This is a genomic window from Providencia sp. PROV236 (assembly GCF_033676985.1).
GTDB classification, from domain to species: domain Bacteria; phylum Pseudomonadota; class Gammaproteobacteria; order Enterobacterales; family Enterobacteriaceae; genus Providencia; species Providencia manganoxydans.
In genome coordinates, this window is the sequence record NZ_CP096297.1 from 578,014 (window position 1) to 598,671 (window position 20,658).

The 20,658-nt window shown below is 38.2% G+C and carries 18 protein-coding genes; 7 read left to right on the forward strand and 11 right to left on the reverse strand.

Annotated features, from left to right (window positions below; translation table 11 throughout):
* Positions 1 to 2: 2 nt before the first annotated feature.
* From M1E96_RS02440 to M1E96_RS02465, 6 genes are all read right to left on the reverse strand, one after another.
* Entirely contained in the window at positions 3 to 542 is a 540-nt protein-coding gene (locus M1E96_RS02440; RefSeq protein ID WP_337979765.1) for a hypothetical protein, read from the reverse strand.
* Positions 535 to 2,040, reverse strand: a complete 1,506-nt coding sequence (locus M1E96_RS02445) for a type II and III secretion system protein (protein ID WP_319068361.1) — start codon at positions 2,038 to 2,040, stop codon at positions 535 to 537. The genes M1E96_RS02440 and M1E96_RS02445 overlap by 8 nt, the downstream gene beginning before the upstream one ends.
* Positions 2,041 to 2,043: 3 nt before the next feature.
* Entirely contained in the window at positions 2,044 to 2,478 is a 435-nt protein-coding gene (locus tag M1E96_RS02450; RefSeq protein ID WP_272581104.1) for a TcpQ domain-containing protein, read from the reverse strand.
* A 23-nt stretch (positions 2,479 to 2,501) separates the two neighbouring features.
* Positions 2,502 to 4,124, reverse strand: a complete 1,623-nt coding sequence (locus M1E96_RS02455; protein ID WP_337979766.1) for a type II secretion system protein — start codon at positions 4,122 to 4,124, stop codon at positions 2,502 to 2,504.
* 79 nt (positions 4,125 to 4,203) lie between these two features.
* Entirely contained in the window at positions 4,204 to 4,965 is a 762-nt protein-coding gene (locus tag M1E96_RS02460) for a prepilin-type N-terminal cleavage/methylation domain-containing protein (protein ID WP_272581102.1), read from the reverse strand.
* Positions 4,966 to 5,077: 112 nt separating this feature from the next.
* A complete protein-coding gene (locus M1E96_RS02465; protein ID WP_070927215.1) occupies positions 5,078 to 5,356 on the reverse strand; it encodes a helix-turn-helix domain-containing protein in 279 nt (92 codons plus the stop codon).
* 726 nt (positions 5,357 to 6,082) lie between these two features.
* Here M1E96_RS02465 and dusA point away from each other — a divergent pair.
* Positions 6,083 to 7,111, forward strand: a complete 1,029-nt coding sequence (gene dusA, locus M1E96_RS02470; RefSeq protein WP_070927213.1) for a tRNA dihydrouridine(20/20a) synthase DusA — start codon at positions 6,083 to 6,085, stop codon at positions 7,109 to 7,111.
* Positions 7,112 to 7,155: 44 nt separating this feature from the next.
* Here the strand turns inward: dusA and M1E96_RS02475 are convergent, their stop codons facing one another.
* The gene (locus M1E96_RS02475; protein WP_319068368.1) at positions 7,156 to 8,139 is read right to left on the reverse strand and encodes a quinone oxidoreductase; all 984 of its coding nucleotides are present in this window, start codon (positions 8,137 to 8,139) and stop codon (positions 7,156 to 7,158) included.
* A gap of 328 nt (positions 8,140 to 8,467) precedes the next feature.
* Here M1E96_RS02475 and dnaB point away from each other — a divergent pair, with 328 nt between their 5' ends.
* The 3 genes from dnaB to M1E96_RS02490 all read left to right on the forward strand — a co-directional run bounded on the left by dnaB (position 8,468) and on the right by M1E96_RS02490 (position 12,603).
* Complete coding sequence (gene dnaB / locus M1E96_RS02480; RefSeq protein WP_070927209.1) at positions 8,468 to 9,877, forward strand: replicative DNA helicase; 1,410 nt, start codon at positions 8,468 to 8,470, stop codon at positions 9,875 to 9,877.
* Positions 9,878 to 10,128: 251 nt separating this feature from the next.
* Positions 10,129 to 11,211 (forward strand): alanine racemase, encoded by a 1,083-nt coding sequence (gene alr / locus M1E96_RS02485; RefSeq protein WP_272581100.1) that lies wholly within the window; start codon positions 10,129 to 10,131, stop codon positions 11,209 to 11,211.
* A 195-nt stretch (positions 11,212 to 11,406) separates the two neighbouring features.
* Positions 11,407 to 12,603: an amino acid aminotransferase gene (locus M1E96_RS02490; RefSeq protein WP_070927205.1), complete on the forward strand. Its 1,197-nt coding sequence runs from the start codon at positions 11,407 to 11,409 to the stop codon at positions 12,601 to 12,603.
* An 86-nt stretch (positions 12,604 to 12,689) separates the two neighbouring features.
* On the opposite strand, the gene uvrA is transcribed toward M1E96_RS02490, so the two are convergent.
* Positions 12,690 to 15,524 carry an excinuclease ABC subunit UvrA gene (gene uvrA, locus M1E96_RS02495; protein WP_070927203.1) on the reverse strand — a complete coding sequence of 945 codons (2,835 nt, stop codon included), beginning with the start codon at positions 15,522 to 15,524 and terminating at the stop codon, positions 12,690 to 12,692.
* Between the two features lie 341 nt (positions 15,525 to 15,865).
* Between uvrA and M1E96_RS02500 the strand changes: the two genes are divergently transcribed.
* A complete protein-coding gene (locus tag M1E96_RS02500) occupies positions 15,866 to 16,384 on the forward strand; it encodes a single-stranded DNA-binding protein (protein ID WP_140179013.1) in 519 nt (172 codons plus the stop codon).
* A gap of 405 nt (positions 16,385 to 16,789) precedes the next feature.
* Here the strand turns inward: M1E96_RS02500 and M1E96_RS02505 are convergent, their stop codons facing one another.
* Together M1E96_RS02505 and M1E96_RS02510 are read right to left on the reverse strand one after the other, a co-directional pair.
* Complete coding sequence (locus M1E96_RS02505) at positions 16,790 to 17,197, reverse strand: helix-turn-helix domain-containing protein (protein WP_070927573.1); 408 nt, start codon at positions 17,195 to 17,197, stop codon at positions 16,790 to 16,792.
* A 368-nt stretch (positions 17,198 to 17,565) separates the two neighbouring features.
* Positions 17,566 to 18,213, reverse strand: coding sequence for an N-acetyltransferase (locus M1E96_RS02510; RefSeq protein WP_272581099.1), 648 nt, complete (start codon positions 18,211 to 18,213; stop codon positions 17,566 to 17,568).
* A gap of 82 nt (positions 18,214 to 18,295) precedes the next feature.
* Here M1E96_RS02510 and M1E96_RS02515 point away from each other — a divergent pair, with 82 nt between their 5' ends.
* Positions 18,296 to 18,886, forward strand: coding sequence for a TetR/AcrR family transcriptional regulator (locus M1E96_RS02515; RefSeq protein ID WP_272581098.1), 591 nt, complete (start codon positions 18,296 to 18,298; stop codon positions 18,884 to 18,886).
* A 72-nt stretch (positions 18,887 to 18,958) separates the two neighbouring features.
* On the opposite strand, the gene M1E96_RS02520 is transcribed toward M1E96_RS02515, so the two are convergent.
* Positions 18,959 to 20,125, reverse strand: a complete 1,167-nt coding sequence (locus M1E96_RS02520; RefSeq protein ID WP_272581097.1) for an MFS transporter — start codon at positions 20,123 to 20,125, stop codon at positions 18,959 to 18,961.
* 332 nt (positions 20,126 to 20,457) lie between these two features.
* Here M1E96_RS02520 and ivbL point away from each other — a divergent pair, with 332 nt between their 5' ends.
* Positions 20,458 to 20,553, forward strand: a complete 96-nt coding sequence (ivbL, locus tag M1E96_RS02525; protein WP_101495238.1) for an ilvB operon leader peptide IvbL — start codon at positions 20,458 to 20,460, stop codon at positions 20,551 to 20,553.
* Positions 20,554 to 20,658: the final 105 nt, after the last annotated feature.

Consider the following 20,658-nt stretch of genomic DNA (forward strand, 5'->3'; position numbering starts at 1 on the left):
CATCATCCATTTAAAAGATAATCAGCGATAAAAAGAGATATAAGAGAAAAAATCAAAAAAAGCCCTGATATCAAAATTGATAATTGCTTCCTTTTTTTGGAAAAGATCCTCTTTATTAACTCATACTCATCGATTATTTTTGAAAAGTGAGTTTTTGTAAGTTCAACTACCATTAGATTTTTATACGCAGAACTATCAATACCAGAAAGTAAAAAATCCAGCATCTCTCTATTGATAATACAGTCTGTTTCACATGCTACATTACCATTTTTTATTATTAAAAAATAAAATAGTTCAGAATTTTTATCATCTGTTTGACAATAATAAATCCCATCGCCATAAATTTCTTGAATATAGATAGCTAGTATTTGATAGCGTTTAATACCTGACGTCACTAAACAGTAATTATCGGAGTTTTTACACTTCACTTTAAATTTATTTTTTTGTGAAGGGCATACATTACTTATTTTGCTTTTATCAACCCATGTGTTATTTATAAATAGGTTATTAGCTAAAAGAGTATTCAGGGTTATATTATTCATAATAGCCTGGTTTACTGTTATAATAATCAATACCAATGATCATGACTGTGGTATTGTTTTTGTTATTACTATTTACAAGGAATGAAAAAACACCAAGTTGTGAATCATCACCCATTTCATTCACATCAAACTCACTAACAACACTAATGCTACCTGGTCGCATCAGAGAGGTGTTAAACATCTCCACTGAAGATACTGCGGGAAGCATAACTTCATCACTTTTATCTCCAAATGATTTCATACTATCTAACGTACTTTTTGTAAAGCCACTAACTATTTCGATGTTCCCATCAGACATAATTCTTGGTGTTATAATAAAACTCGTTCCTACAGTGACTTTATCGGTAGTAATTTGTGTATCGATAGATTCAGAATTATTATTGATTGTTTTTGCTCTTCCAGAAACATAATGATGTGAACTTGTCATATTTAATGGAATAGGGATGTTATTTTTAGTGATAAAGGTTCCACTTTGTAAAATTTCCTTTCCTGTTAAAGAATATATTGCATCAAGCTGAGCGCCTAACTTGAACTTAGGATTATCTCCACCACTAAAATCAGATGATATATTAATATCTCCTGCTAGTTTATCGAGGATCCCATTATTAATACCAATTGTTGTACCACTTTTACTAAATTGAAAACCTAGTTCAGTGCCTATTCTATCAACTTTTGTTTTATCTAGAATATATATTTTGTAACTAACTACAAACTGTTTTGCATTTGATTTTTGATATTCATCAACAATTGATTTTAGTGTTCGATATTCTGAGTTTTTTCCTGTGAATGTTAATATCGAAGCATCCTTAAATATTGTATAAATTCCACTTGATATATTGTTTGAAGCAAGTTTTTCAATATCACTCCAAAATGAGGAGGTGAACTTAGTCGTAGAGCTACCTGAAAATCCTGAACCAGAAGTACCTTCATTGGAACTGACATTTAAGCTCGTTTCATATTGGCTATCTTGACCATAAAAATCTAATTTTATAGCGTAATTTTTATATTTGCTAGCTTGCAATATATTTTCATTATTTAACTCTATGTTGATATCGTAAAGATTTGAGATGTAAGAGATAAACTCTGATAATTTTCCATCGAATTTTATTCGATGTGTATCTTGAGTGTTGTTAGAGTACATATCATCATTATAACTCACATTTTGTTCTGTATTACCATCACTATTAATTTCTGTTAATAGCTTATAGGTTAGCCCTGTTTGTTCTGCTAGCATATTAAGGACGACACTAATGTCTACCGGTGAAAAACTATCGATATTGACTGGTTGCTCTAGTACACGCTTTTGTTCCGGTGTATAGTTAACTTCCTCACCTAAATAGGGTTCATCATATTGAGAAAATGGTTTTTGCTTTGCCTGATTGATACCTTTAATTTTATCATCAAACTGAAATAAATTATTTTTGCTATATTTCTCAGTATAAAATGAGCTACATCCCTGTAGCAATACGATGCAAAATAAAATTAGTGATTTATTCATTTTTTAATTCTCATCAACAACGAGTACGTTATTTCTTTTATAAAATTTTATGTTTAAATTATAATTTTGAGAGGCGAGAAGATCACCTAGGTGGCTAAGTACTTCTATATTATCTTTGCCATGTATATATATATCTTTAAAAATAAGATAGTCACGCTGAGCCTTCCATAATAGCTTGTACCCTTTAGGTTCAGCCCATATCTCTATTTGTTGGCTGAGGAGGTTGTTTTCTTTAAGAAAAAGATCAGGTGTCACTTTTACTGGTTTTGTATTTTCATTACTAAATAGTAATTTCTTATCTTTAGGTTCATTTAAATTTATAGTGTCATTTTTAGAAAACAGGCTTGATTTAGGGTTTTCTATTGTTAGCAATTCTTCAGTATTTCCTAGTGGGATCCACGATAAAATAATAAAGCAGCCTATTATCTTCTTGTTCATATTGTTCTCATATAAAATATATATTAATCATCTTGAGGCATAGAGCTACACCACATCATTGCAATAATGGATAATGACTTTGGGCTGATGTAATTATTAATGTCTTTACCATTACTCGCTGATGTTGATGCAGAGATAACCCAATTTTCATTATTTTTATTGACTTGGATAATGATATTACCCATTACACCTTGATTCTCTAATCTTGTGTTTTTTCTTGATTGAGATGGTGTACTTAAATCTACGCCTTCAAACTTTCCACTACTGTCTTGAATTGCGACAATCGAAGAGATTGATGCTGCTAGTCTTGGATATAACTTTTTACTTTTGTCTTTCGGGTGAATAGGGCATTCTTGTTGTTTAAAAACAATATTGTCCTCATCTCCAAATGGGTCAGCCTCATAACTTGTTTCAACGGGGGGGCGTTGACCCGTAAAATCTAAATAAACAACTTCTACAGGTGTACGATATTCATCCACATACTCATATTTCCCTGTTTGTTTTGATTTATTTAAATACTGATTTTCGGTGATCACTTTTGCTATTAATGTTCCTGCTTTCTCAGTTCCATCTTCGGAAAATTCAGTTAAATATAAGCTAGGATCATCCAGTGAACTCTCTTTCTTCATACCAAGGCAGCTAACAATTTTGTTCTCGTTTTTACTCCAGCATAGTCCTGGCGCTTGTTCATTTTTATCGAGGGCGCCGCTGACGAGTACTAATTTATTTTTTTGATCATCAGCTGTATTGTATGGCTTTAAACAAGGGCCGAGTGCTTTAGTTTTTTCACTCCAACACAATTTTTCGGCACTAACGGAACCATCAGATTTTAGATAAACGCCTTCATTCATATAAAAGCTAAATCGGATACCATATGTTTTATTCTTTTTAAACTGATCAAGCTGGGTGATGGATTCACCTAACTGTAAGGCTACATCTGTTCCCGTTATTTTCATTAATTCCCAGTCTGCGGGCGATTTTGTGTTTCTTTCGATGATACTGGCTTGATCGTATGCAAGTGCTTTCTGATTGAAAGAATTAATAAAATTACTTGTGTATGTTTCGAATTCCGCCGCTTCTTTTTGCCCATCAAACGGAGTATAGGTTAAAAAATAATCTATTCGAGTTATGTCTCTATTGTTTGCATTACCAATCATATCAACACGCTCTAGAGAAAACTCACTCGTTTTTATACTACTATCCAATGTGCATTTTAAAAAATCCTGAGTCATACTCATACCCGAGGATATTTCTGTTGTATTTTTTATACATCTTTTATCAATAAAATAATTTCTATCTTGTTCTTGATTATTTTCAGAAGCCCAATTTAAATAATTCTCTTTACTTATATTTGCATTTACATTGTTAGTATTTCTTTTGCTATAAATCGAATTGTTATTTTTATCGTATAGCGGGTTGAGTATCTGATTTAACTCTCCTGTTTCATTGTTTTCTATTTCAATATAATGACTCTGTACAAAATGATTAAAATTGAACATCTCAGATACAATGCCATCAGTTGTTATTTGGCGTTTTTTTTCGTCTGCCATTTTTTTTAAATAATGAGCAGCGGCGAGCATGACAAGACCGATAATAGAAATAACAATTATCATTTCTAGAAGTGTGAATCCACGATTTAACTTCATAAAATAATCCTGTGATAAGATGAATACCCAAATATAAGATATTCATCTTAAATTAATCTTAGATACTAAAGATTAATGATTAACGAGTACCTAAAATTACCGAGTTAGTTGGTGCATCCACACATACAGCCGCAACTGCATCTGGGGTTAGATCGACATTACCATTAGTACCTAAAGAACGAAGAACTGGACCGGTTGGTGCGACTGTCATATCAACAACTGTTTTGACAGTATATACCCCTGAAGGTGCTGAAGCTCCGACAGCTGCGTAATCCCATAGGTTACCTACTTGGATCAGAATGCTACGGCATTGTTCTTGGTTTAGTCCGTTGAGTTCAACTACGAATCCTTTATAACCACTCTTACCTTTTGCTGGGGTTTCGCCGGTACCAGGTTCAGCACCTTGGTTTGCAGCTGTTTTCCCTGCACCAATGTTAATAAAGTCATTAGAAATTCCATTAAGAGCTTCATCAGTTGTTACTTTTCCTAGCTGAACGAGGCGTGCTATAGCTTCTGTTGAGTTAGTGGCATCTTTAATGCTCACAATATCATAATCACCTGACGTTCCTTTGGATACTGGATAACCAGGAGCACGCTGGTATGCATCTTTCATTGCAACACGTAATGTATTGGTGTTATTTACAACTTCTGAAATTGCACGGCTATCAAATGCACGTTGTGCCAGTACAACAACGCCAGCAGCAATAGTACCAACGATCCCCAAGACGATAATGATTTCAAGTAATGTCATGCCTCGTTGGTTTTTAGCCGTATGGAGTGCTTTTAACTTTTGAACTAGTGATTTCTTTTCGACTTGCGCGTTTTGATAAAACTTAAACATCAACTTCTCCTATTGTTTATTTTAGATATACATTTTTTATAGATGAAATAAGCACCTATAAAAAATATAGAAACTAAGAAAGATATAATTTAATATAAAAAGGTTTTTGAGATTACTGATAATCTACATTAAGTAATATGTCTTTATTTTCATTCCAATGAATTTCGGTGAGTAAATCATTAATATTTTTTTCTAAAGCTCTTAGAAATAAGATAAGTTTACAAAGGGTGAAGCTAGTCAGACCTCTTTCATAACGAGAGAGTTGTTGATGGCTGATATTCAATTTTTGTGAGAACTCTTTACCACTCATTCCTCTTGCTCGCCTTGCTTTTCTAATAAAGCAACCAATCAGATAATTAATGTTATTTTCATTATATCTATTAGTACTCATAATTTTGCTCATATACGTTATGTAGTAATTGGATAATTAACTTGTCCTGATGTGAATTATAATATCATCGAATGATAATCCATTGTAACCTATTGATAATGTCCGAAACAAAAGCGAAAACCTATCATGAAAAATGTATTAATAACCATTTTTATAGTTCATCACGAAATTTTATTCTATTATATTGTTGATTTTAAATGAAAATAGAAATACATTTTTAACGTGTATTTATTGAGTTAGAAAAAGAATACTTGGTATACGGGTAATAATTTATGGTCAGAATTCACTAAAATAGAAATATATTAAAATGCTATGAAAGGTTTTGTTTCAAAGTTCTCTTCAGATAAGAATTTAATTTATTTCTATAGCGTAGATATATGCTTAAATATGTACATTAAATATGAATTGTATCTATATTATATAGTTGTTATTTTCTTCAAATTACTCATATGATAAGAATTTTCTCTCTTGTTTATTATTTTGGATGAAGTAATTGTTCACTTACTCGTTAATTTACCTGATTTAAGGTATGTGTATTAATCGATAAATGCTTAATCTAATCATTTGATTGCTTTAATCTCCAGTTAACATGATACAAAATAGTCATTAAAGTACGAATGGTCACGATGACACAAAGTCTATGCTACAATACTCAACTGAATTGGTTCTTGGATTACGTTTTTTATTTCTAAAGAGCTAAAAATCAATAAAACTCAAAAGATTAGTATGCAACAACAAACACCAAACTCAATCAGTATTGAACATACTACAGCGCAAGGTTACCGTAATCTTAATCGCTTCTCGGTTGCGCCTATGTTGGACTGGACCGACCGTCATTGTCGATATTTTCATCGCTTACTCAGCAAAAATACTTTGCTGTATACAGAGATGGTAACGACTGGCGCGATTATTTATGGTAAAGGGGACTATCTTGCCTTTAGTGAGCAAGAACAACCAGTTGCATTGCAATTGGGGGGAAGTGATCCCATTGCATTAGCACAATGCGCGAAATTAGCTGAACAACGTGGCTACAATGAAATCAATCTGAATGTAGGCTGCCCGTCTGATCGTGTACAAAATGGTCGCTTTGGTGCTTGTTTAATGGCTGATGCTCAATTAGTCGCAGATTGTATCAAAGCGATGCAAGATGTGGTTTCGATCCCCGTTACGGTGAAAACACGTATTGGTATTGATGAGCAAGATAGCTATCAATTTCTGTGTGATTTTATTGATACGGTTTCAATTAAAGGCGGATGTGAAATGTTTATTATCCATGCACGCAAAGCATGGCTATCCGGCCTTAGCCCGAAAGAAAATCGTGAAATTCCACCGCTAGATTATCCACGCGTTTATCAACTGAAACGCGATTTCCCACATTTAACCATGGCTATTAATGGTGGTATTAAAACGCTTGAGGAAGCACAAGAACATTTGCAGTACCTTGATGGCGTGATGGTGGGTCGTGAAGCTTATCAAAATCCATCGATTTTAACTGCTGTAGATAATCAATTATTTGATAATCAATTACCTGTCGTTGATGCTGTTGAAGCAGTGCGACAAATGTTTCCTTATATAGAGAAAGAATTATCGCAAGGAGCCTATCTTGGGCATATCACTCGTCATATGTTAGGCATATTTCAAGGGATCCCCGGCGCTCGTCAATGGCGGCGTTATTTGAGTGAAAATGCACATAAGAAAGGGGCAGATTTAGCTGTGGTTGAGCACGCTCTTGCGCTAGTGACTCGCGGGGAATAGTGTTGATTGGGTGCCAATAAGGTTGTTGACACCCACATTGCTGATTATGGTATTAGTAGGCTAGAGCCTTGTGTTTTTCGTGATTCCAGTGTGCGGTGAGCGGTTTGCACATCTTTAAGTGCGAATATTTGTTGCTCTGGCACATCGACATTAAGTTTGCCGCTTAAAATCATATCAAATAGTGCCTTGCTTGCTTGATCCAGCTCCGCGCGATCGGAAACATATACACCCAATGATGGGCGAGTGACGTACAGGCCGCCTTTTTGATTTAGAATACCTAAATTAACCCCAGTTACAGGGCCAGAGGCATTACCAAAACTCACCATCAAACCGCGACGTTTTAATGAGTCCAGTGAAGCAATCCAAGTAGATTGACCAACAGAGTCATAAACGACGTTAACTTTCTCGCCTTGGGTTAGTTCCTTAACGCGCTCAGCAATATCTTCAGTCTGATAATTAATGACTTCCCATGCACCAGCGGCTTTTGCGCGCTGAGCTTTCTCGTCGCTACCAACAGTACCTATCATTTTTGCGCCGAGAGCTTTCGCCCATTGACAAGCAATTAAGCCCACACCGCCTGCTGCTGCGTGAAATAGGAAAGTTTCATCGCGTTTAATTTGATAAGTTTGGTTTAGGAGATAGTAAACGGTCATCCCTTTTAGGCCACAAGCTGCGGCTTGCTGGAATGAAATTCCATCAGGAAGGTGAGCGACAGCATGTTGCGGCACATTATGCACTTCACTATATGCTCCCAACGGCCCTTGAGCGTACATAACTCGATCTCCAGGCCGAAAGCCTGTCACCTGAGAGCCAGTTCTTACAACAACACCTGCGGCTTCAGTTCCTAAGCCTGAAGGTAAACTGGCTACAGGGTATAAACCACTACGCACATAGGTATCAATATAGTTAATCCCTATGGCATGGTTTTCTATCTGAATTTCGTTATCGGCGGGTTCTTTTAGGTCAAAATCGGTGTAATTTAAAACTTCAGGGCCACCGTGTTGTACAAATTCAATACGTTTTACCATGATCATCTCCGATAGGAACAGTCTGTTTTATACTCTAAATATTTCAAGGTGCGGTTAGATGACAAGTGAATGAATCGTTGAGAGCCTACATAAGTAGGTGACTAGTTATACCTTAACGAAAAGCACCACAACTTGAAGCATAATGAGTATATCCACCATATCAATGACTCGACAATAACGCTATGTTTTGGTGATATGAATGTAGGGTTGTACAGCAAATAAATAGGATCTAAAAATTCAGCTAACTAAAGTCAAAGAAAGACCCCCTTCAATAACAAGTTTGGCGTATACTAATGCGCTAGTTAATAATAGATGTGGATCATAAAGTATGGCTAAAAAATACCCTTCAGAAAACAAGAACAGTGCACCGCGCGATCCGCAGATGGAAGGCTTAAAGCTTCCACCTCATTCTATCGAAGCGGAACAGTCTGTATTGGGGGGGTTGATGTTGGATAACGAACGCTGGGATACCGTTTCTGAGCGTGTGACCCATGCCGATTTTTATAGCCGTCCACACCGCACTATTTTTGCTCAAATGCAGACTTTACTTGAGCAAGGCAAACCTATCGATTTGATCACATTATCTGAATCTCTTGAGCAGCAAGGTGAATTAGATGGTGTTGGCGGGTTTGCTTATCTCGCTGAATTATCTAAAAATACGCCAAGTGCGGCAAACATCAACGCTTATGCAGATATCGTCCGTGAACGTGCAGTTGTGCGTGATATGATCTCTGTCGCCAATGAAATTGCCGATGCAGGATATGATCCGCAGGGGCGTAGTAGTGAGGATCTGCTCGATTTTGCGGAAACAAAAGTCTTCCAAATTGCCGAATCGCGTGCAAATAAAGACGAAGGGCCAAAAGATATTGAAGCCATTTTGGCCGAAACTATCGAAAAAATCGAGAAGCTCTACCAACAGCCTCATGATGGGGTGACTGGGGTATCGACTGGCTATCAAGATCTCGATAAGAAAACCGCTGGTCTGCAAGGCTCGGACTTAATTATTGTTGCGGCTCGTCCATCAATGGGGAAAACCACCTTTGCGATGAACTTGTGTGAAAACGCGGCCATGACAGAAGAAAAACCCGTTCTTATTTTCAGTTTGGAGATGCCCGGTAACCAAATCATGATGCGTATGTTAGCGTCTTTATCTCGTGTAGACCAAACTCGTATTCGTACTGGTCAGTTAGATGATGAGGATTGGGCGCGTATTTCGAGCACCATGGGGATCCTTTCTGAAAAACGTAACATGTATATTGATGACTCTTCGGGGTTGACCCCTACAGAAGTGCGTTCCCGTGCCCGACGTATTTATCGTGAGCATGGTGGCCTAAGTCTTATTATGATTGACTACTTGCAGTTGATGAGAGTACCGGCTTTATCTGATAACCGTACTTTAGAAATTGCAGAAATTTCACGTTCATTGAAAGCATTGGCAAAAGAATTGAATGTTCCAGTCGTTGCTTTGTCACAGCTTAACCGCAGCTTAGAGCAGCGTGCAGATAAACGCCCTGTGAACTCTGACTTACGTGAATCAGGATCTATCGAGCAGGATGCTGACCTTATTATGTTTATTTATCGTGATGAGGTTTATCACGATAACAGTGAATTGAAAGGGGTTGCTGAAATTATTTTAGGTAAGCAACGTAATGGTCCAATTGGTACGGTTCGACTGACATTTAATGGTCAATGGTCGCGGTTTGATAATTATGCAGGGCCTGCATACGACGATGAATAAATACTCGTCATACTTCAAGTTGTAGCGGTGTTGGTTTCATACGTAACCCTAGCCACATACTTTTGTATGCTCTTAGGGATTCGCTTTATTTGCCGCCTTGCTACAACTCGAATTATTTAGAGTCTTTATCAGTACATGCATACGATAGTCTCCTTGAGACTCACCTCACTGTGACTTGAACCATTTAGCGCTAACTTACTGAGTCAATTTTGATATTGATTAGCGTATAGAACATAAATAAAAGAGGAAATATGAAAGCGGCAACCGCATTAATTAACCGCCGCGCTCTGCGACACAATTTGCATCGAGTAAGAGAACTTGCGCCACACAGCCGTCTCATTGCAATTGTTAAAGCAAACGCTTATGGTCATGGATTAACCGAAGTAGGTAGTACGGTTGAAGATTTAGTCGATGGCTTTGGTGTTGCCCGCCTTAAGGAAGCTATCGCATTAAGAGAACAAGGAATTAAGTCACCGATCGTATTATTGGAAGGTTTTTTTGAACGCGCTGATTTGACTTATTTAGTTGAGCAACAAATCGATACTGTAATACATTGTGTTGAGCAGCTTGAAATGCTAGAAAGTAGCTCGCTTTCTAAGCCTATCAAGGTATGGATGAAACTTGATACAGGTATGCATCGTTTAGGTGTACTCCCCCAAGATGCAGAAGCCTTTTATCAACGCTTACAGTGCTGCAAAAATGTTAAACTCCCCATTAATATTGTTAGCCACTTTTGTCAGGCGGATGAGCCTGAGCTGCCAACAACAACCCAGCAAATTCACTGTTTTAAACAATTTATTGCCAATAAAGCAGGTGAAAAATCAATTGCGGCATCCGCAGGGATCTTATTATGGCCAGAAGCTCACTACGACTGGGTAAGGCCGGGGATCATCATGTATGGTGCCTCCCCTCAAGAGGGAAAATCTGCAGAACAGTTTGGTTTGCAAAGCGTGATGACACTTAAATCAACCTTAATTGCGGTTAGAAAACATGCCGCAGGGCAGTGTGTTGGCTACGGCGCAACATGGTGCAGTGAGCGTGATACCCAGCTTGGTGTGGTTGCAATTGGCTATGGAGATGGCTATCCAAGGAGCGCTCCATCGGGAACACCAGTACTGATTAATGGTCGAAAAGTGCCAATTGTTGGACGAGTTTCCATGGATATGATCACCGTCGATTTAGGGCCAAATGCCAACGATAAAGTTGGAGATGAGGTGATTTTATGGGGTAAAGCTCTGCCTGTTGAAGAAATTGCCGCATATACAGGCATAATTAATTATGAGCTACTTACAAAATTAACCTCACGTGTCGTTATGGAATATCTAGACGAATAGCTAACAAAGGGTTATGTTCAAAATACAAAATAATATAAATAATTCAAGATGCAGCTAAGTGACAGAGAATGAGTTGCTAGGGCATACAAAGAGTTTGATAAATAGCGATTGAACGCGGTCATTATACCTTAACTAAAGGTGTAATAACTTGAAGTATAACAAATCAATATAATAGAAGAAGTTAGGGAGATACCTGTGTACAAACATGTTGATTCTTACCCTGGCGATCCGATTTTATCGCTGATGGATGAGTTTAATAAAGATAGCCGTGATAACAAAATCAATCTAAGCATTGGCCTATATTATGATGGTGAAGGCAAAACCCCAGAGCTAAAAACGGTTGGGCATGCAAAATCAGAAATCAATAAACGTCCTGCTAGCGCGTCACTCTATTTACCAATGGAAGGTTTGAAGGATTATCGTTTAGAGATCCAAAAACTGCTATTTGGTGCGGATTGTCCTTTAATTGCACAAGAGCGTATCGCAACCGTACAAACTATCGGTGGTTCTGGTGCATTAAAACTCGGCGCTGATTTCCTTCATCACTATTTCCCCAAATCAGAAGTATGGTGTAGCGACCCAACATGGGAAAACCATGCATCAATTTTCTCTGGTGCAGGAACAAAAGTGCACTACTACCCTTACTTTGATGAAAAAACCAAAGGGGTAAAATTTGAGGAAATGCTAGCAACATTTAAGCAGCTGCCAGAACAAAGCATTATTTTGATGCACCCTTGCTGCCATAATCCAACGGGGTCTGATTTGACTCCAGAACAATGGGATGAAGTGACTAAAGTCGCTAAAGCCCAAAAATTGATCCCATTCTTAGATATCGCATATCAAGGTTTTGCAGAAGGGATCGATGAAGATGCTTATGCGATCAGAACAATGGTCAAAGCAGGATTACCCGTATTTGTTAGCAACTCATTCTCTAAAATCTTTGGTATTTATGGTGAGCGAGCAGGTGGCCTGTCAGTGATCTGTGAAAATGAAGATGAACGCGACCGTGTATTAGGGCAATTGAAAGCGGGTGTACGCCGTTTATATTCTAGCCCTCCATCTAATGGGGCTAAAATTGTGGCTCAAGTGCTGACAGATGCTGAGCAAAAAGCACAATGGTTACAAGAAGTAGAAGAAATGCGTGTACGTATTTTGGAAATGCGTACCGTGTTAGTGAACGAGCTGAAAAAGGCGCTACCTGAAAAGAATTTTGACCACTTATTGAAACAACGCGGTATGTTCAGCTACACCGGTTTTTCAAGAGAACAAGTTGCTCGTCTAAAAGATGAATTTGCTGTTTATTTAGTTGGAACGGGTCGTGTATGCATGGCTGGTGTTAATCGCCATAATGTTCAGCGTATTGTTGAAGCTTTTGCAGCGGTAAGCGAATAAATAATCAGTAGATAATTGATTGATAGAAAAACGCAGGCTTAGCCTGCGTTTTTTATTATCTCAATCCGGAAGACTGGTTATTATTACTAATAACCACGCGTTAAGATAGGCTTTAAGAAACGCGCTGTATGTGATTTTTCACATTCAGCGACTTCTTCTGGAGTTCCTGAAATCAGAATTTCTCCGCCACCGCTTCCTCCTTCAGGGCCTAAATCAACAATCCAGTCGGCTGTCTTGATCACATCTAAGTTGTGTTCAATAACCACAATGGTGTTACCTTGATCACGCAGTTGGTGCAAGACGGTAAGTAACTGTTGAATATCAGCGAAATGCAGCCCTGTGGTTGGTTCATCAAGAATATAAATAGTTTGCCCAGTTCCACGTTTTGATAGCTCACGTGCTAATTTAACGCGTTGCGCTTCACCACCTGAGAGTGTAGTCGCTGATTGTCCTAAGCGAATATAAGACAGCCCAACATCCATTAAGGTTTGCAGTTTACGTGCGAGTGCAGGTACGGCATCAAAGAAATCACGTGCCTCTTCGATCGTCATATCAAGGACTTCATGAATGCTTTTGCCCTTATATTTGATTTCTAAAGTTTCGCGATTATAACGCTTACCTTTACATTGATCACAAGGCACATAGACATCAGGTAAGAAGTGCATTTCAACTTTGATCACCCCATCACCTTGGCATGCTTCACAGCGCCCGCCTTTGACGTTAAAACTAAAACGTCCTGGATTATAACCACGGGTTCGTGATTCAGGTACGCCAGCAAATAGCTCACGAATTGGTGTAAATACACCTGTATAAGTTGCAGGGTTGGAACGTGGCGTACGACCAATTGGACTTTGGTCAATATCAATCACTTTATCGAAATGCTCTAAACCTTCAACATCCAAGTAAGGTGCTGGTGTGATTGTGGTAGCACCATTCAATTGACGTTGTGCGATTGGGAACAAGGTATCGTTGATTAATGTTGATTTCCCTGAACCTGAAACACCTGTGATACAGGTAAATAAACCAACTGGTAGTTTTAAGGTCACATTTTTCAGGTTATTACCTTTGGCGCCAAATACGGTCAGCATCTTGTCTTTATTGACTGGGATACGTTTTTCGGGGATCTCAATGCGGCGTTCACCACTCAGGAATTTACCAGTCAATGATTCAGGGTTAGAGACAATATCTTCTAATGTGCCTTGAGCGACGATTTGTCCGCCATGTACCCCCGCACCGGGACCAATATCAATAATATGATCTGCGGCACGGATTGCATCTTCATCGTGTTCAACCACGATGACGGTATTACCTAAGTTGCGTAGATGGATTAAGGTTTCTAATAAACGGTCGTTATCCCGTTGATGTAGACCGATTGATGGTTCATCCAGCACATACATGACTCCAACTAAACCAGCACCGATTTGGCTAGCAAGACGGATACGTTGAGCCTCACCTCCAGATAAAGTATCTGCTGAACGTGATAGGGTTAAGTAGTTGAGACCCACGTTAACTAAGAATTTCAGTCGATCACCAATCTCTTTTAGGACTTTTTCTGCGATTTGCGCACGTTGCCCACTTAGCTTGAGATTTTGGAAAAACGCCATTGCGTGACCAATGCTGTAGTCGGCGATTTCTGGTAGTGTCGTATTTTCAACGAAAACAAAGCGTGCCTCTTTACGTAAACGTGTACCGTGACATGTCACGCAAGGACGATTGCTAATATATTTTGCTAATTCTTCGCGAACTGCGGTTGATTCCGTTTCTTTATAACGACGCTCCATATTATTGAGTACGCCTTCAAAAGGATGGTGACGCACTGTGATATCGCCGCGATCGTTACGATATTTAAACTCAATGCTTTCTTTCCCAGACCCATAGAGAATAATTTTTTGAATCGCTGGGCTGAGTGAATCATAAGGTGCTTCAACATCAAATTTATAATGTTCAGCAAGAGACTGTAGCATCTGGAAGTAATAAAAATTACGACGATCCCAACCACGGATCGCGCCACCGGCTAATGAAATCTCGGTATTTTGGATCACTCTTTCGGGATCAAAGAATTGTTGCACACCAAGACCATCACAGCTTGGGCAGGCGCCTGCTGGGTTATTAAATGAGAACAGGCGCGGCTCTAATTCAACCATGCTATAACCACAGACTGGGCAAGCGAAGTTAGCCGAGAAAATTAATTCTTCAGCTTTAGGGTCATCCATATCTGCAACAATTGCGGTACCGCCGGATAACTCTAACGCGGTTTCAAATGACTCAGCCAAACGCTGAGCAATATCATCACGGATCTTAAAGCGATCAATAACGACTTCAATAGTATGCTTCTTTTGTAGTTCAAGCGTTGGCGGATCGGAGAGGTCGCACACCTCACCATCGATACGTGCACGGATATAGCCCTGTGTGGCGAGATTATCTAATAATTTTACGTGTTCACCTTTACGATCTTTCACCACAGGTGCAAGTAACATCATTCGGCGCTCTGCCGGTTGGGCTAACACGTTGTCGACCATTTGGCTGACGGTTTGTGCCGCTAATGGGATGTCATGATCTGGGCAGCGAGGCTCCCCCACTCGGGCAAATAACAAACGTAGATAATCGTGGATCTCAGTGATTGTTCCTACTGTTGATCTCGGGTTGTGGGAGGTTGATTTTTGTTCAATCGAAATCGCTGGTGATAGACCTTCGATATGGTCAACATCAGGTTTTTCCATCAAAGAAAGAAATTGCCTTGCATAGGCTGATAGAGACTCAACATAACGCCGTTGGCCTTCTGCATATAGCGTATCAAAGGCTAATGAAGATTTCCCAGAACCAGACAACCCAGTAATAACTATCAGCTTGTCTCGGGGGATGATGAGATTGATGTTTTTCAGATTATGAGTGCGGGCACCGCGTACTTCGATATTATCCATTTACCACTTCCCGGATGATTTGATAGTGAACAATCATAAGTGGATCATTATCGCACAACTTAAACTGAATGGATATACAGTATATTATTAAAATGATACAACTTAAATAATTCGAGGTGTAACTAGGTGGTATGGAATAGGGCGCTAGGAACATAGATAAATGTGATGAGTAGTGAATGAACGCAGTCAACTCGAAAGATGGCGAATATAATTACAAAGCGGCTCGCATTTTGATTAACCCACTGTTATTTTCATCAGTAATGCGTATGCAATAGAGGATAGGTCGTGCTAAACTTCACGATTAATACAGAGATTAAATTTAATGCATCAGGAGTAATTAAATGGCCAGCAGAGGCGTAAATAAAGTAATTCTTATCGGTAACTTGGGGCAAGATCCTGAAATCCGTTACATGCCTAACGGCGGTGCTGTGGCAAACCTAACTCTGGCAACTTCTGAAAGCTGGCGCGATAAGCAAACCGGTGAAATGCGTGAAAAAACCGAATGGCACCGTGTAGTGATTTTCGGAAAATTAGCTGAAGTTGCAGGCGAATACCTGAAAAAAGGCTCACAAGTTTACATTGAAGGTTCTTTGCAAACACGTAAGTGGCAAGATCAAAGTGGTCAAGATCGTTACACCACAGAAGTGGTTGTTAATATTGGCGGTTCAATGCAAATGTTAGGTGGCCGTGGCGGTGATTCATCAGGCCAAAGTCAAGGTGGTCAAGGTGGTTGGGGTCAACCTCAGCAACCAGCGGCAGCTCAGCAATTCAGTGGCGGCGGGGCTCCAGCACGTTCACAAGCTCCAGCTCCACAAAGTAGTGAACCACCAATGGATTTCGATGACGATATTCCGTTCTAAGAGTGGCTATTAAGAGCTATTCTGAAAAAGCCCCGTTTATCGGGGTTTTTTGTTTGATATAAGCAAAGATCTAACTTTAGAAAAACAATTTTAGAAGTGAAAATATAAGTGATATTTAAATTGACTAATCAATTTATGATATTTTCTATCGATTAATTTAATATTTAATTTTGAGCTGGTGTTAAATATAAAAATAACTCTAGGCATTACTTCAATAATAACTTTATTTATGAATACAAACCTTAAGATTTTATTAAGATTGATTTAATTAATAGTGTAACGAAATATAAATCGGGTATTTTTGTTTTTTACTAAAAAATAAAGCTCCAATCGCTTAAGATGTGGAGCTTATTAGAGGGTTATACGGTTATATTTTAAATTTAGATATTTTTTCATATTAGCTGATTAAGCTACCTGTGGTTCTAACAGCGGAAGGTCATTATCACAAATATCAGCAAGACGGTATAAAGAAGGTGACGTTCCTAAATACGCTCTAAATCTTTTTGCGAATGATTGCTGTGAATCGAATTGGTATTTTAATGCTATATCAATTACTTGCATGTCTGTTGTTCGTAGGTCTTTTGCTGCTTCACTGATCCTTCTACGACGAATATATTCCCCTAAGGGTATACCTACAACTTTACGGAATACCCGCTGTAAGTGCCATTTTGTATACCCAGCATGCTGTGCAATATCATCTAATAATAATCGGTTGGTAAGATTTTCTTCTATCCAAACAATAATATCGGAAACGACAGTAGACTGGAATTGAGTATATCTGTTGTTAGATGAGATGGATAATTTGTTATACATAATGATTTTCCTGCTTGTTAGATTATAAGCATAGCCTCCATTTAGTCGGTTTTAAATAAATAAAGATTAAACAAACTACAATGCCGATTGTTGTTGAGCAATAAAGTGATTTCTACTATGAAAAATAGTGATTACATCGGCATTTACTGTATTTAGCTATTTATCGAGAAATTTTTCTTTTAATATTCTAATTCCAGCATTAGCTGTAACTTTATTGCTAAATTGATAAATAATAATTCTCTTTTGTAGGGAGAGTAATTAATATAACTCACGCTATTTTTGTAACGCAGCGGATAACATTATTAAATTCAAGCTAAATGTGCCCATAGTTTTTTGATTCATAGGGTTAGCTGTAGATAGTAAAATCTTTAAAGATTACAGTTCATATAAAACCAGCCGTTAATACCCATAGCAAATTTTGTGATGGCTGATTTTTCATATTCATCTTCTTGAAATCCTACCTGCTCGTAGAGTCTTTTAGCCCCAAGATTAGATTCAGCCACATACAATGAAACTCTTTTTGCTGGTGTATTGAGCTTGGCATAGTGATTTATCCAAGCTAGGATAAATTTCCCGATGCCTTTCCCTTGGAACCGTGTATCAACCCCAATATAGGCAATATGAGCCTCATCATTTTCAGGTGTGTATTTAAGTAATGAATACACCCATTGTGCTTTTAAAAATGTCAATAAACCATATTTTTTCACCATTCTAATGACGTCATTGATGGGCATTCGTGGCAACTTTTCTGATTGTCCAGAAAGAGAGATACCAAAAGCAGCGACGACGTTGTTTTGATATTTCACTATAAATTGCCTTTCTGATTTATCAGTAAATTGGATTTTCCAGATGTCATCGATCAGCGCTTGCAAAGTTGTATTTTCTGATTTTTTTAACATCACAAATTTGCTTTTAAAGGACTGAAAAAAGAGCGCCGATGATGCTAAGATTGACTCACTAGATAAAGGCTCGATATTGAGTAAGTCTAAGCTAAAATTTTGCTTTTCAATTAGCATAGGTTGGCCTTGTCACGATTAACTAATTATAGATAGAGTAATCAGTCTAGTTTTTTATGTCCAGTGTTTTTGGGAGATATCTATGTCGGCTCAGACCGAAAGGCAAAAAGCAAAGAAAAAACAAATTATTGATGCTGCGATTAGCTGCTTTATTGAAAAAGGCTTTCATGCAACATCAACTGCTGAAATATGTAAAGCCGCTGGAATGAGCCCTGGGAATTTATTTCATTATTACCCAACCAAATATGCCATTATCGAAGCTATTGCCATAGAAGATCAGCTTTATTTTGAGCAGATCTTAAATTCAGTTGAAGAAGCTAGTTCATCTATTGGATCCGTGATCTTAATGATGACAAGATTGATCGAGCTATATAACGATCCTGACTATGCGCGAATTAGTATCGAAATTTTCGCTGAAGCTAGTCGCAATCCTGAGATTAACCGTATTTTTGTTGAAAACGATAAAAAACTACGGGATAAGCTGACAGCATTAATCATTGAGGGGCGAAACAAGGGGGAAATAGACCTCCAGCTACACCCTGAGAATACTGCATCTTGGCTAATGACTACAGCTGATGGAACAATCGGTCGTGAATTAATGGATCCCGAATTTAACTGGCAAGAAAGTCTTGATGCTTTTATTTTTATGATTAAGAAAACACTATCAACGTAAAACTCGATTGTTAAAGAGCAATGATTTAAAAACCAGTATTTAAGAACATTGTGGTAGGTGATATGCCTACCTCTAATGTGGAAGATATTTTTTTAATGATAGATAGGTTACAAAGATCATCAGAGCTGCGATAACCGTTACGATATTCATAAGTTGCCAGCCAAGTGAGAAGAATAATACTCCTGCGCCAAGGCTGCCTATTGCGCCAAAAGAGTAAATCAGGAAATCTGTCATACCTTGCACTTTGCCTCGTTCATGAGCTTGATAGCTATGAGGTAATAGGCTGGTAGTGCTAATTAAAATTAAATTCCATGCAAGGCCAACACAAATACCTGACAGTAGATAATTATAAAAATCAGTGCCAAGAAGATTCATTGTGGCAGATAACATCAGTAATAAAATGCCCAAAGAGAGGATCTTTTTCGCACCGATTTTTTGCACTAGATGCCCTGTAAAAAATGAAGGAGCAAACATACTCAGCACATGGCACTGAAATACAATTGCGATCAACGCAAATGAAAAACCATGTTGTTTCATGGAAAGTGGAATAGAAGCAAAAGTAAATACGACTAATGCATAACCAGCAGCACTGACAACAGCAATTAATTTGAGTATTGGCTGTGAGTACAGTTGTTGATAGCTACGCTTTTGGTCAGTGTTATCCTGTTGGTGCAGAGATGTTTTCTTTAATGGGATATTGAGCAATAGCACAAAGGCGATTAGGTAGATAACCACTAATACGCTAAACGGACCCGCAAATGGATACGCGGAAAAAAAGCGCTGCGCTGTTACGGCAAGTGTTGGCCCAATTAAAGCGGCGGCAATACCGCCACTCATAACTAAACCAACTGCTTTAGCATGCAAATATTGAGGCGCTTCTTCAAGTGCAGCAAAACGAAATTGTTTTGCCGTACCAATGGCGACCCCAGTAAAAAATAAGCCAATCGAGAAAAGAATTAAGTTGTGATAAATAATTCCTAAGATGGATAAAATCGCGCCAATCATTCCAGCAATATTGCCAAAGATAAAGCCAAATTTTCTAGAATATTTCTGCATGAAATAGGCAATGGGGATCGTCGCCATAATCAGACCAATATATTGACTCAATAACGGTATTGTCGAATAACTCGGATCTGACGAAAGCGCTTCACCAATGACAACGGCAGTAGAAAGCACAATGGCATTTCCCGTGGTAAATAGTGCTAATGCAATTGTTAACCACCAAACATTTTTTGGCATAACACCCTCTAAAATAAAGAAAATAAATTGATATTGCCGCTACATTTCAATTGTGGATGGCGTTGGATGTTTGGCATCTTACAACTTCAAGTTGACTTGAAGTCAAGGAGGAAGAAATACTATTTTTAACTAGATAATAATATTTCATAATTGAAGATTATTAGATAAATCGTTTGTGTTTATTTAATGTGATATTGATCGCGTTTTACATTCGCGGTATATAAAATTGGAAAAAATGATTGTTATTATGAATTAGATGTGTTTTCTTAAAAGCACTTACACAGAATAATGATTAATAATTTAAACTCAGAATTGATTAATAGGATTAACCCGTGAACATGACTCTTCATCATTCAAACCTACTACTTACCGCGCCACGTGCTGCGGTGGTCGTGCGTGTGGTGGTGGTCGTGGGCTTAGCGCCGTAACGGGTACAAATCAACGCAGATTTAGAACCCCGCCGGCGCGAACCGAGCGGGGTTTTTTTATGACCAACCGCTCGGATCCGCCGCCTAGTGTGAAGGATAAAAATT